3 protein-coding genes are annotated in these 14,759 nt (G+C 64.1%); 2 read left to right on the plus strand and 1 reads right to left on the minus strand.

The features are described from left to right. Positions 1-200: 200 nt before the first annotated feature. The gene (locus JJD66_RS25980) at positions 201-11,588 is read right to left on the minus strand and encodes an autotransporter-associated beta strand repeat-containing protein (RefSeq protein ID WP_200649360.1); all 11,388 of its coding nucleotides are present in this window, start codon (positions 11,586-11,588) and stop codon (positions 201-203) included. A gap of 426 nt (positions 11,589-12,014) precedes the next feature. Between JJD66_RS25980 and JJD66_RS25985 the strand changes: the two genes are divergently transcribed. Together JJD66_RS25985 and JJD66_RS25990 are read left to right on the plus strand one after the other, a co-directional pair. Beyond that, on the plus strand, positions 12,015-13,826 hold the full coding sequence (locus tag JJD66_RS25985) for a monovalent cation:proton antiporter-2 (CPA2) family protein (RefSeq protein ID WP_034127310.1): 1,812 nt from the start codon (positions 12,015-12,017) through the stop codon (positions 13,824-13,826). A gap of 72 nt (positions 13,827-13,898) precedes the next feature. Beyond that, a complete protein-coding gene (locus tag JJD66_RS25990) occupies positions 13,899-14,453 on the plus strand; it encodes a hypothetical protein (RefSeq protein WP_105226562.1) in 555 nt (184 codons plus the stop codon). The last annotated feature ends 306 nt before the right edge of the window (positions 14,454-14,759 follow it).

Below are 14,759 nucleotides of genomic sequence, written 5' to 3' on the forward strand. Positions count from 1 at the left end.
CCCAAGGAATATAAACTCAAGTGCATAACTTTAGGCCGACGTCGGTTGGTCGCCAGCCGTGTTCCGGAAGAAATTGTATTCACATCCTTCAGGCTGCCCGGTGAGCAATAAATGCCCTGCTTTCATGAACCAACGTACTTCTTCAAAAAATCCTCCAAAAAAAACCGCCCTTTCGGGCGGTTCAAAAAACTCGGCCGTGATCAAAAACCGAGGGAGAAACTCACGGTCACTGCGTGGTCCTTGTCGTTACGCGAGAGTTGGCCCGAATAGCCCAGGCCCAGTCTGCCGTTCTGGCTGATCTGGTAATCCAGCCCCGCTTCCACCACTGCGCTGTCCTTGGCAATCGGCACGCCTTGGGTACTGAACGAGCCACCGCCATTGATAAAGCTCAGGTCGGCGTCGGGCTTGGTATCACCGAAGGCATGGCGCCAGCCGATGCTGCCCCGCGGGGTGATTTTCGAGCCGTTGCCCAGGGTGATGGTCTGGCCAATGCGCACGCCCAAGGTCGAGTAGGTGATGTCCTGGTCGGCATCGCCACGCAGGGCTGCCGAACCGCCTTTTTCCTTGATCGTGTCGCTGTCGTAGTTGACGTAGGCCAGGCCGGCGAACGGCTCCAGGGCCACGCTAGGGGTTTGAATGGTGTAGCCGACTTCACCGAACACCTGTGCACTGCGTGCCTTGTAATCGGCTTTGAGGCGTTGGCCCTCGCCGCCGACGGCCACGTTGCGTTTGCTTTCGACGTCATGCCAGCTGTACGCCACGCCCATGCGTGCGGCGAAGGCTTCCTGCTGGTAGGCGGTGTAGGCCATCAGGTGGTAGCTGTCCACATCGGCGCTGGAATTGCGGCGCTTGGCGTCCAGGTCGCTGCGGGTGTAGCCGGCGGCCACGCCCACGCGCCAGGCGTCGTCCACTTGCTTGTCGGTGCCGAGCAGGAAGCCGCTGAGGTTGCGGTCCAGCTTGGCGCTGTTGCTATCGCCGCCCATGTGGCCCCAAGTGCCGAGCACGCGCATCCAACCGACCATCTCGCCGTGGCAACCGGCGCTGCTCAGGTGGTTCTCGCTAGGTGCCAGGGCATTGCGCGGGTCGTCCTCGCGGTAGCAACCGGGTTGGCGCAGACGCTCGTTGACCGCGTCACGCACGTAACGCGAATCTTCAAGCATGGCGCTGGCGGTGCTGGCGTGGATTTCGCCGGACAAACTGTCGAAGGCCGCGCGTGCCGCTGCCACATCACCATTAAGCAGTGCGTTTTGCACCGCTGCGCCACCGACTGCGGTGCCTGTGCCCAACGCCGCCGCCACGCCGCGCTGGTTACCGGTGGCCGCCACGCTGGCGTAACTGACGTTGTTGCGGCTGACCGCCAGGGCCACTTGGGTTGGGCTGTAGTTCAATGCGGTATTAAGGAAAGCCAGGTTCTCTAGATTAGTGGTGGCAAAGGTACCGTTGACTGCGCCCGCGGTCAGCAGCGTATAGGTGGTGGCGCCGGCATAGGGTGCAAGGTTGATCACATTCAAGGTGCCGCCCAGGTTGGCGGTGCCGCCCACGGCCAGGGAGCCGGTGGTGGATGGGGTGATCACCAGGTTCAGCGCACCGGTACTGGCGTTGGTGAAGTTGCCGGCCACGGTCAGCTTGCCGCTGTCGGGCGTCACCGAGCCGTTGTTGACCAGTGAACCGACACTGCCGTTACCGGTCAGCCCCGCACCGTTGGCCACGGTGACTTGGCCACCGAGCACGGCGCCTGGGTTGGCCGCGTTGCCCACTTGCAACACGCCCTCTTCCACCGCCACGGTGCCGCTGAACGGCTGGTTGCCGGTCAGCAACAGCGCGCCTGCGCCTTGCTTGATCAGCGCACCGGTGCCGCTCAAGGTGCCGCTGAATTGACCATTGGTGCGTTGGGCAAACAACAACCGCGCGTTGTTGAGGATCCTGCCACGCAGGCTGGTGGTAGTGCCCGCCAGCGTACCGCCACTGACGGTGGTGCCGCCGGTGTAGGTATTCGCGCCAGTCAGCAGCAAGGTACCGGCATCCAGTTTGTTGATGCCGCCGGTTCCCACCAGCGGTGCATCAATCTGGGCAGTCACGCCGGAATTGACTCGCACCGCCGCCAGGCTGCCATCCGCCGCGTTGGTCGGGCTCAAGCTGCCGCCTTCGCCGGCCTTCAGCACGTAGCCGGCGTCCAGCACTTGCAGGCCGGTGAAGCCTTGGTTGCCGACCACGGTCACGGTGCCGCCCTGCCCGCCAAATACCGCGAACTGGTTGGTGGACGCCTGCCCCTGGGTGCCGGTCGGGTCGGTCCAGTTGGTGCCCGGGCCCCAGGTGCCACTGCCACCTGTAATGGTGCCATCGGGATTGGTAGTGCCGCCGTTCCAGAACTGGATCTGGCCTGGCGCGGTTTGCACCACCAGGTTGAGCTGGTTGGCCAGCGCCGTCTGCAGGCTCAGGTTGCCCAGGGCCACCGGCAAGGTGCCAAAGGTGAGGCCGTTATCGGTCAAGCTGCCGCCGTAGCGGAACAGTTGGTACACGCCGACGCCGAAGCCGCCCGTATCGCTAACGTTGAGGGTGCCGTCCAGGGTCAGGTTGCCCGCCACGTTCACCGCCGTACTGGAGGCACCCGGTGCGCCGAGGGCGAAGTCCAGCGTGGTGCCCGATGACAAGGCCAGCGAACCCACCGACAGCGGCGTCGCGGCGCCGGCCTGGAGCACCGAGCCGTCTGCCATGTTCACCGCACCGCCCAGGGTGCCGCTGCCACCGAGGGTCGCGCCGCTGGCGACTTGTACCGCGGCGCTGTTCAAGGTGCCGTTGACCAGCAGGCTGCCGGTGTTGACGTTGGTGTTGCCGGTGAAGGTGTTAGTGCCGCTGAGCAGCAACGCACCGGTACCGGTTTTATTCAACACGCCGGTACCGGTGAGGTTGCCGGTGTAGGTGCCGTCGGTGGCTTGCTCAAAGGTCAACGCCGCATTGTTGGCGATGGCGCCTTGCAGGCTGGCGGTGTTGCCCGTGGTGCTGCCGCCGTTGAGCGTGGTACCGCCGCTGTAGGTGTTGGCCGCGGTCAGCAACAAGTCGCCGTTGCCATTTTTCACCAGGCCGCCGCTGCCGCTGACCACGCCGTTGAGGGCCAGGTCGTGGCTGCCGGCCAGGGTCAGCGGGCCACCCAGGTTGAGGGTATTGGCCAGTTGCAGGTCGGTGCTGCCATCCAGTTGCGCCGCTCCGCCGACCGTCAAGGCACCACTGCCCAGGGCAGCATTATTGCCAAGGATCAATTGACCGGCGTTCAGGCCAGTGCCGCCGCTGTAGCTGTTGACGCCATTGAGCGTCAGCGCTGCCGTACCGTTTTTCACCAGGCTGCCGCTGCCGCTGATAACCCCGTCCAGGGTCAGCGCGTTGCTGCCTGCCACCGCCAAGGCACCGTTGAGTACAGCCGCATTGGCCAGGCTGACCGCCGCGTTGCTGTCCAGGGTGGTGCCGCCGGCCGCCGTCAGAGCGCCTGTGCCGAGGGCACTGTTGTTACCCACCACCAGGGTGCCGCCATTCAGCGCGGTACCGCCGGTGTAGCCATTATTGCCGTTGAGTACCAGGGTGCCGCTGTCGAGCTTGGCCAGGGTGCCAGCGCCGTTGAGGGTCACTCCCAGGGTCGCGGTGGCATTGGGGTCGACGCGCACCGCGGTGTTGCCGGTGCCGCCATTGACCAGGTTGAGCACGCCCGCCGTGCCGGAGCCCAGGGTGTAGCCATCAGTGACGAACTGCATGCCGGTGATGTTTTGCGTGCCGTCCACCGTCACGTTGCCCGCCGCGCCTTGGAACACCGCGAAGCTGTTGACCCAGCCTTGGTTGAGGGTGCCGTCGACATTGGTCCAGTTGGTATTGCCGGCGTTCCAGGTGCCGTTGCCGCCGTCAATCGCACCGTTGCCGATCAGGCTGTTGCCATCCCAGAACTGCACGGTGGTGTTGGGTGCAGTCACCAGCAGGTTGACCTTGCTGGTGATCGCGGTCTGCACTTGCAGATCACCCGGTACCACACTGCCTGGCAGTGTGCCGAGCGCCAGGCCGTTATCGGTCAAGGCCCCGGTGTAGTTGATGATGTTGTAGACGCCGCTGCCAAAGCCGCCGATATCGGTGACATTGAGGTTACCGTCCAGGGTCAGGTCGCCGCCGACATTCAGCAGGCCTGTGCCGCCGCCCAGCACCGGGGTGCCGAGGCCGACATCCAGGTTCGAGTTGCCACCCAGCACCAACGAGCCCACCGACAGTGTGCTGCCAGAGGCCAGGCCGATGTGCCCACCGTCGGCCACGGACACCGCGCCGGCCAATGAGCCGCTGCCGGCCAGGGTCGCGCCGCTGTTCACCGCCACCGTGCCGCTGGCCAGGGAACCTGTGACATTCAAGGTGCCGCCGTTGACGTTGGCTGCGCCGCTGATGCCATTGGTGCCGCTCAGGTTGAGCACCCCGCTGCCGTTTTTATCCAGGTTGCCGGCACCGTTGAGCGCGCCGCCAAAGCTGTTATCGAGGTTGCTGCCTCCCACCGCCAGCGTAGCGCCGCCCGCCACCTGCACCGTGCCGGTGCCAGCCAGGCTGTTGAGGTTGGCATTACCACCCAGGTTGAGGCTCGCGCCGCTGCCGACAGTGACGCCGGAGGTGGTGCCCAGCGCACCATTACCCGCCGTGGTCACGCTGCCGGCCGCCACGGTCAGTGGGCCGCTGAAGCTGTTGTTGCCGGTCAGCAGCAGGTCCGCCGCGCCATTCTTGATCAGCGCTGCATTGCCAGCGAGTACGCCGGCCAGGGTCAGGTTGTTGCTGCCAGCGACGCTGAGGTCGCCATTGAGGTTGACCGCATTGGCCAGCACCAGCGGCGTGCTATTGGCCAGGGTCGCCGCACCGCCGACGGTCAGCGCGCCCGAGCCCAGGGCCGTGGTGCTGCCGAGGGTCAGCGTACCGGCATTGAGTGCCGTGCCGCCGCTGTAGGTGTTGGCGCCGTTCAGGGTCAGGTTGGCGCCACCGGCCTTGGTCAACGAACCACTGCCGTCCACCACGCCGTTGAGGCTCAGGTCGTTGCTGCCGCCGACGGTGAGCGCGGCATTCAGGCTGGTGTTATTGGCCAGGGCCAACGCCGTGTTGGTGTCCAGGGTGGTTGCCCCATTGACCGCCAAGGCACCGCTGCCCAGGGCCGACGCATTGCCCAGGGTCAGGGAGCCGGCATTCAACTGCGTGCCGCCCAAGTAGGCATTGGCGCCGTTGAGCGTGAGGTCGCCCGCGCCGGTTTTGGTCAGCCCACCGGTACCGCTGACCAGGCCGTTCAGGCTCAGGTCGGCGGTGCCTAGAATGCCCAGGTTGCCGGCCAGATTGACCGTATTGGCCAGGGCGACCGCCGTGCTGCTGTCGAGGGTGGTGCCGGCGGCCGCGTTCAGGGCGCCACTGCCCAGGGCCGTGTTGGAGGCCAGGATCAGGCCGCCTGCGTTGAGTGCGGTTGGGCCGGCATAGGTGTTGTTGCCACTGAGGGTCAGGTTGGCGATACCATTCTTGATCAGGCTGCCCGTGCCCGCCACGGTGCCGGACAGGGTCAAGGCATTGCTGCCGCCGACGGTCAACGTACCGTTGACGTCCACATTGTTGGCCAGGTTGACCACAGCGTTGCTGTCCAAAGTGGTGCCATTGGCGGTGGTCAATACGCCGCTGCCCAGGGCACTGTCATCGCCGACCACCAGCGTGCCGCCATTGAGTGCGGTGCCGCCGGTGTAGCTATTGGCGCCGTTGAGCACCAGGGTGCCGGTGTCGAGCTTGGCCAGGGTGCCACCGCCGTTGAGCGCGACGCCCAGGGTGGCGGTGACGCCAGGATCGACACGCACAGCGGTGTTGCCACCGGTGCCATTGAAGAGGGTCAAGGCCCCCGCCGTGCCACCCGCCAGGTTGTAGCCATCCGTGACGAACTGCAACCCAGTGATTGCTTGCGCGCCGTCAACCGTGACAGTGCCCGCCGAGCCTTGGAACACGGCAAAGCTGTTCGGGGTCCAGGCGGTGTTGAATGCACCGTTGACGCCGGTCCATTGGCTGCCGCCTGCACTCCAGGTGCCGCTGCCGCCTTCGATGGTGCCATTGCCCGTGGTTTGGCTGCCGTCCCAGAACTGCACGTTGGTGCTGCCGTTGACCAGCAGATTAACCTGGTTGCCAATAGCGGTTTGCAGGTCCAGGTCGCTGGCCGGGATGTTCACCGGCAGGCTGCCCAGCAGCAGGCCGTTGTTGGTCAGGCCGCCGGTGTAGTCGATCAGGCGGTAGATACCCGCACCGAAGCCGCCGATATCCGTGACGTTGAGGGTGCCGTCCAGGGTCAGGTTGCCGTTGACCTGAACCAGCGCCGTGCCGCCCGTGGCTGGCGCGCCGAGGCCCGCATCCAGGTTGGAGTTGGCATTGAGCAGCAGCGAACCGGTGGTGAGGGTCGCGCCGGAATTGACGGCCAGGTGGCCGCCGTCGGCGATGCTCACATTACCCAGCAAGGTGCCGGTACCGCCGAGGGTGGCGCCACTGCCCACCGCCACATTGGCGCTGGCCAGTGAGCCATTGACGAGCAAGCTGCCGGCGTTGACCTGGGCATCCCCGGTCACCACGCTGAGGCCACCGAGGGTCAAGGCGCCTGTGCCGTCTTTGGCCAGGTTGCCGAGGCCCGCCACAACCCCGTCGAAAGTGCTGTCGAGGTTATTGTTGCCGACGCTCAAGGTGTTGCCGGCCCCTACGGTCGCAAGCCCGGTGCCAGTGAGTGCGCTCAGGCTGGCACTGCCGCCCAGGTTCAAGGAGGTACCGCTCGCGAGGTTGACCCCGGCGCCGACACCCAGTGCCCCATTGCCCAGCGTGGTGAGGCTGCCCGACTGCACATCGAACAGGCCGTTGAAGGTGTTAGTGCCGGTCAGGCTCAAGTCAGCCGTGCCGGTTTTGACCAGGCTACCGCTGCCGGCCAGCACGCCGGCCAGGGTCAGGTTATTGTTGAGACCGCCCACGGTCAGCCCAGCGTTGAGGTTGACCGCATTGGCCAATACCAGCGGTGTGCTGTTGGCCAGCGTGGCCGCGCCGTTTACGTTCAAGGCGCCGGTACCCAGGGCCGCTGCCGTGCCCAGCGTCAGCGTGCCGGCGTTGAGGGTGGTGCCGCCTTGGAACGTGTTGACGCCATTGAGGGTCAGGTTGGCTGCGCCGTCTTTGCTCAGGCCAGCCGTGCCGGTGACCAGGCCACCCAGGGTCAGGTCATTGCTGCCGGTGACGGCGAGGTTGGCGTCAAGCACGACGCCATTGCCCACGCTCAGCACTGCCGTGTTATCCAGGGTCGCCGCGCCGCCAACGGTGAGGTTGCCCAGACCAAGGGCGATGGCGCTGCCCAAGGTCAGCGTACCGGCGTTCAGGGTGGTGCCACCCAGGTAGGCGTTGGCGCCGCTGAGGATCAGATTGGCCGCGCCCTCCTTGGTCAGGCTGCCCGCACCGTTGATTGCGCCGCCGAGCGTCAGGTCAGCGGTGCCGCCGATGCCCAGGTTGCCCGCCAGGTTGATCGCGTTAGTGGTGGTGACCGCCGTGCTGGCGTCCAAGGTGGTACCGCCCGCGGCGTTCAATACGCCCGCGCCCAGCGCCGTATTGCTGGCCAGGATCAGCCCGCCTGCGTTCAAGGCCACAGGGCCCAGGAAGGTATTGGTGCCGCCGAGTGTCAGGTCCGCTGCGCCGTTCTTGACCAGCCCACCGGTGCCGCTGATGGCGCCATTGAGCGCCAATGCGTTGCTGCCGCCAACCGTCAGGCTGCCGCTGAGTACCGCATCATTGCCCAGGGTTACGGAGGCATTGCTGTCCAGGGTGGTGCCCGCCGCAGCGGTCAGAGTGCCGGTGCCCAGCGCGGTGTTGCTACCGACCACCAACGTACCGCCATCAAGCAAGGTGCCGCCGGTGTAGCTGTTGGCGCCATTGAGCACCAGCGTGCCGGTATCGAGTTTGTTCAGAACGCCCGCGCCGGTGATATCGACGCCGAGTGTGGCAGTCGCCAGTGGGTCGACGCGCACGGCGAAGTTGCCACTGCCAGTGCTCAACTGCCCACCGGTGCCATTGACCAGGCTGTAGCCATCGGTAGCGAATTGCAGACCAGTGATGGTTTGCACGCCATTCACGCTGACAGTGCCCGCAGCACCTTGGAACACCGCAAAGCCGCCGCCCCAGGTCTGGTTGGAAAGGCCGTCGGCCGACGTCCAGTTGGTGCCGCCCGTTGTCCAGGTGCCGTTGCCACCGTCCACAGTGCCGTTGGCAATGGTGTTGCTGCCGTCCCAGAAACGAATATTCGGCGCCGCTACCACCAGGTTGACCTGGCTGCCCACTGAGGTCTGTACCAGCAGATCACCCAGGCCATAACCCAGCGGCACCGTGTTGATGTTCAATGCGCCGGTCAAGCCGCCGGTGTAGTTGATCAAGCGATACACACCAGCGCCGAAGCCACCGGCATCGCTCACATTAAGGTCGCCGGCCAGATTCACGTTGCCACCGACATTCATCAGCGAGGTCAGCGACGGTGCGCCAAGCGCCACATCCAGACTGGCCCCGGCACTCATGTTCAGGCCCGCGGCCGACAAGGTCGTGCCACTGCCCAGCGCCAAGTGGCCGCCGCTATTGATATTCGCCGTACCCAATAACGAGCCACTGCCGGTGAGGGTGCCGCCGCTGTTCACGTCGACCAACGCGCTGCCCAGAGAACCATCGACATCCAGAGTGCCCGCGTTGATCGCCGTGTTACCGGTGATGCCATTGATTCCGTTGAGCGTGAGCGTGCCGGCACCCACCTTGATCAAGCTGCCCGCACCGCTCAGGTCACCGTCAAAGGTACTGCTGGTGTTCACGCCACCCACGGTGAGTTCCAAACCGCCGCCGACTGCCACGCCACCCGCACCACTGAGGCCGGCCAAGCTGGAATCGACGCCCAGGTTCAGCGCAGCGCCAGCGCTGACATCCACGCCGGAGGTGCTGCCCAATGCACCGGCGCTGCCGGTGGTGACGCTGCCGGAGATAATATTCAATGGCCCGGTAAACGTGTTGTTGCCGCTCAAGGTCAGGTCAGCCAAGCCATTTTTGATCAGCGCACTGGCGCCGCTGATCACGCCGCTGAGGTTCAGGTCATTGTTACCCGCGAGCGTCAGGTCGCCATTCAAGGCAATCCCGTTGCCCAGGGTGAAGGTCGCGCTGGTATCCAGAGTGGCCGCACCGCCTATCGTCAAGGGGCCCGCGCCCAATGCGCCTGCCGTGCCCAAGGTCAACGTACCGGCGTTGAGGCTGGTGCCACCGGTGAACGTGTTGGTGCCGTTGAGGGTCAGGTTGGCCAGGCCATCCTTGATCAGCGCCCCCGCGCCGCTGACCACACCGCCCAGGGTCAGCCCATTGGTGCCGCCGACGGTCAGCCCGGCGTTGAGGACAATGCCATTGCCCAGCGCCACCGCCGAGTTGCTGTCCAGGGTTGCGGCGCCGCCGACGGTCAAGTTGCCCAGGCCAAGCGCCGCGTTGCTGCCGAGGGTCAGGCTGCCTGCATTCAGGGTGGTGCCACCCAGGAAGTTATTGTTGCCGCTGAGTGTCAGGCCGGCCGCGCCGTCTTTGGTCAGGCTGCCCGCACCGTTGACCGTGCCGCCCAGGGTCAGGTTGGCGCTGCCACCGATTCCAAGGTTACCGGCCAGGTTGATCGCGTTGGCCAGCGTCGTACTGGTACTGGCGTCCAGGGTCGTGCCCCCGGCTGCATTCAACGTACCCGCGCCCAAGGCACCGCTGGCGCCAACCACCAGCTTGCCGCTGTTGAGTGCCGTGTTGCCCAGGTAAGTGTTCGCTTGATTGAGGATCAGATCCGCCGGCCCGTTCTTGATCAAGCCGCCAAGGCCCGCCACCACGCCGCCAAGGGTCAGCGCGTTGCTGCCGCCGAGGGTCAGGTTACCGCCCAGGTTGAGGTTATTGCCCAGGCTCACTGCTGCACTGGCATCCAGCGTGGTACCCGCCGAGGCGTTCAACACACTGGCGCCGAGCGCAGTATTGGAGCCCACCACCAGCGAACCGGCGTTGAGGGCCGTAGCGCCGGTGTAGGTATTGTTGCCCGTAAGCGCCAGGCTCGATACGCCCTCCTTGATCAACCCGGAACCACCGCTGACAACCCCGCCAAGGGTCAGCGGGTTCACGCCGTCTACGGTCAGATTGGCGTTCAAGGTAATCGCATTGCTGGTGGTCAGTGCAGCATTGCTCTGCAAAGTACCTGCACCCGCCACGGTCAAGGCACCGGTGCCTAGCGCGGTGGCATTGCCCAATGTGAGCGTGCCGGCGTTCAAGGTAGTACCACCCTGGAAGGTGTTGGCGCCGCTGAGGATCAATTCGCCGGTCCCGGCTTTGTTCAAGCCAGTATTGCCCGAGATCAGGCCGCTCAAGGTCAGCCCGGTAGCAGCCCCCTGCACCGTCAGTCCACCGGTTCCGAGGGTCATCAGGTTAGCCAGCGTCAAGCCGTTGCCGGTGGCCTCGATAGCGCCGCCGTTAGACGTGAGCACACCGCTGCCAAATGTCGCGTTGTTATTGAATTGCGCCACACCGCCATTGAGCGTAGTGCTGCCGCTGACCAACGGCCCCTGCAACGTCCAGGTGCCACTGTTGATGGCCAGGTTGTTGAAGTTGACATAGTTGGCGCTTGAAGCCGTGCCGGTGCCTGTACTGCCACCACCGACGCCCGTCGTGTTTTCAAGGATCAGCGAGTTGCTGCCGCCTGCGCCGCCGTCCACCTGGCCGGTGGGCGCGAACGTCAGGTTCACGCCGATCAGTCCGCCAAGGCTTAAGCCGAGGCCGCCGCCACTGGTCACTTGCGACCCCGTGACTGCCGTAAAGGTGTTGGTACTGGCGGTCCCCATCGACACGCCGCCAGAGATAGTGCCGGTGTTGCGGAACGTGTTTCCCGTAGCAGAGCTTTCGAACGCCACGCGCCCGGTCAGGGCGCCGTTGTTGGTCATATTGACCTGCCCGCCACCCTGCACGGCTACCACCGGGGTATCGGACGTGAACAGCGACAGGCCGAGCAAGGAGGAAGAACCAATGACGCCGTCGTTGACAATCGTGGTGGTGCCGCCTGCGCCGTTGGTGGCGTTCAGGGCCATGCCATCCAGCGAGGCCAGGTTCAGCCCCAGCAACGCGCCAGTACCGCGCATGATGCCGGTGGCACTGTTAGTGATGTTCAACACGCTGGCTGCCGTGTTGCCGATCACCACACCACCGCTCAGCACTGAAACCAGTCCGAGGAGTGCCGGGTCAATAGTGCCGGAGTTGTTCAACGTGGCGTTGTTACCGGTCAGAGTCAGTGCTTTACCGCCCAGCGTTGCGTTGAGTTGCGCCCCGGCATTGACGTTGACCGTCAGGTTATTGACCGCGCTGCTGAAGGTATTGAGGAACAATGGCAATGACGGTACGCCCGTACAGGTCACCGTCGCGCCGACCGTAGGACTTGCCGGGCTACAGGCGGCAAACACGTCCGGACTTGCCAGGCCCATCACCAGCCCGGCCACTCCGAGGCGAATCGCGAGAGAAAGTGCAGAAATACGAGGTAAAGCGGCAGTCGCAAGTCTTCTATCCACGTTCTACTCCTTGTGGTCCAAGCCTTTCATCCGTGACTGCGTGCAAGCCTTGTTTCAACGATCCACACGCATCGAATTCGAAACACCTGACCGTGGTGACTACTGATCCAGTTTTTCGAAACGTTAGTAGACCTGCGCGAAAGCCATTGAATTAAATGGTATTAATACTTTCGTAAAACCGGCGTAAGAATGGGATGAGAGCCAACATCCATTGACTGTCGCGACAAAAATACAAGTTTCAAAATGTGAAAAAGCGCTCTAATAGCGCTCTATTTCCCCTGCTGTGGAATATTTTTGTGGCCAGAGATTGCTCCCGCTCGGGTGCGCAGCGCCCGCAGTTTTTTGGGGCCGCTTCGCAGCCCAGCGGGAGCAATCTCTGGCCACAATGGCCCCCCGAGTTGATCTACGTAAACGATGGAGTTCGTGATGCCCCATGAAGGCAACCTGTTACAAGCAGCCGTGGTGTTCCTGTTCGCCGCCGTGCTGGCCGTGCCCCTGGCCAAGCGCCTGCAATTGGGCGCAGTGCTGGGCTATCTGTTTGCCGGTGTGATCATCGGCCCGTCGGTTCTCGGCCTGATCGGCAACCCGCAAAGCGTGGCGCAGTTCTCTGAACTGGGCGTGGTGCTCTTGCTGTTCATCATAGGCCTGGAGCTGTCGCCCAAACGCTTGTGGGTGATGCGCAAGGCAGTGTTCGGCGTCGGTCTGGCTCAGGTCCTGCTCACCGGTGTGGTGATGGGCGCGGTCGCTCTATGGCTGTTTGGCCAGTCGTGGAACAGCGCCATCGTGCTGGGCCTGGGCCTGGCGCTGTCGTCTACGGCGTTTGGCCTGCAAAGCCTGGCCGAACGCAAGGAGCTCAACCAACCCCACGGGCGTCTGGCCTTTGCCATCCTGTTGTTCCAGGACATCGCCGCCATCCCGCTGATCGCCATGGTGCCGTTGCTGGCCGGCAGCGATCATCCGACCACCGAAGCCCAGGGCCTGCAACATGTGTTGCAGATCCTCGGCAGCATCGCGGTGGTGATCATCGGCGGGCGCTACCTGTTGCGCCCGGTGTTTCGCATTGTCGCCAAGACCGGCCTGCGCGAAGTGTCCACCGCCACCGCGCTGCTGGTGGTGATCGGCACCGCCTGGCTGATGGAGTTGGTGGGCGTGTCCATGGCCCTCGGGGCCTTCCTCGCCGGCCTGCTGCTGGCGGATTCGGAATACCGCCACGAACTGGAATCCCAGATCGAGCCGTTCAAGGGCCTGCTGCTGGGGCTGTTTTTCATTAGCGTGGGCATGGGCGCCAACCTCAGTTTGCTGCTCAGCACGCCACTGGTGGTGATCGGCCTGACCCTGCTGCTGATCGGCTTGAAGCTGCCGCTGCTGTACGCCGTCGGGCGGATGGTGGGCGACCTCAATCGCGAAAGTGCCCTGCGCCTGGGCGTGGTGCTGGCGGCGGGGGGTGAGTTCGCCTTCGTGGTGTTCAAGATCGGTCGCGACCAGGGCTTGTTCGAACCGCAGCTGTACGACGTGCTGGTGCTCACCATCACCCTGTCCATGGCCGTGACTCCGCTGCTGTTGCTGGTATGCCCGAAGCTGTTCAAACCCAAGGCCAAGCCGGTGGAAGTGCCCGAGGAATACCGCGCCATCGAAAGCGATGCGCCTCGCGTGGTCATCGCCGGCATGGGCCGGATGGGCCAGATCGTGGCGCGCATCCTGCGCGCGCAGAACATCTCGTTCATCGCCCTCGACACCTCGGTGGAAACCATCGAGCTGACCCGCAGTTTCGGCGGCATGCCGGTGTTCTACGGCGACCCCCAACGCCCGGAAATCCTCCACGCTGCCAAAGTCGATCAAGCGGAATTCTTCGTGATCGCCATGGACGACCCGGAGATCAACATCAAGACCGCCGAGCTGGTGCGCAACCTCTACCCGCACATGAAGATCATCGCCCGTGCGCGTAACCGCCAGCACGTACACCGCCTGGTGGACCTGGACGCTTCACCGGTGCGCGAAACCTTCTACTCCAGCCTGGAAATGAGCCGCCGTACCCTGGTCGGCCTCGGTTTGAGCCAGGCCCAGGCCGATGCGCGCATCAACCGCTTCAAGACCCACGACCAGCAGGTACTTGCCGCCCAACACGCGGTATACGACGACGCGGCCAAGGTCATGCAAACTGCCCAGGAAGCCCGTGCGGAACTGGCGCGCTTGTTTGAAATGGACAGGCTTGACGAGGAATCCTCCGACAAGCTGTGATGGGCTGGATGAACGAAATTGCGAATTTTCTGACAGAATACGCCGCAATTTCGTTCATCCCCGGAGTGCTTCATGGCCACGTTCACCAAAACCGCAATGCTGCTCGCCCTAGCGCTTACCGCCGGCAGCGTGTTCGCTGCCACCAAGCCCGCCACACAGACAATCTCCACCTTGGGTGGCAAGTTCACCTTCAAACTGCCCAAAGCCTACAGCGCCGACACCCTGCCCTCCGGCACGGCGCAAGACGGCACCGCTGACACCCAAGGCACCCTGTACGCTAACTCAACGACGAAAAGTGTGGTGATCGTCGCCGAAACCGTGCGCAACGATGGGGCAACTATCCAGGATAACGACCCGAAGTTCCTCGACGGCGCGGTGGCCGATTTCGTCAAGGACCAGAGCGCCGCCATGCCCGACTTCAAGAAACTGGGGGAGAAGAAACTCACCTACAAGGGCCTGGGCCTGCGCCAGGTGGACAGCAGCGCTACCCAAGGCGGTGGCAAGACCTTGAACTCCACGTTCCTGGGTGGTTCGGGCAACCATTTGCTGGTGATCCAGGCGATTTCCCGGGCGGACGATGTGAAGGGGCATGCGCAGTTGGTGAAGCAGATTACGGGCGGCAAGTAACCCCCCCTGTTCCAGCCAACACAAAACCCATGTGGGAGCGGGCTTGCCCGCGATGGCGGTGTGTCAGTCACTCACTCTGTTACTGAGCCACCGCCATCGCAGCATAGGTATCTACATAACTCTGTTAGCTCAACGGTAACCACGATGCGAAGCGAGCCGCTTTTGATCTTGATCTGCTTTTGATCTCAGGCGCCCCGTTAAACCACGCTGGCCGGAATTCGACAGGGATTTGGGGGGTAAACCGGCAGGGATGCCGGTTTAGCCGCCCCGCGCCATGGATGGCGCGTGGCGGCGGCCCCCCAAATC

Origin of the sequence: Pseudomonas sp. MF6751 (genome assembly GCF_016613265.1) — a bacterium.
GTDB classification, from domain to species: Bacteria; Pseudomonadota; Gammaproteobacteria; order Pseudomonadales; family Pseudomonadaceae; genus Aquipseudomonas; species Aquipseudomonas fluorescens_BV.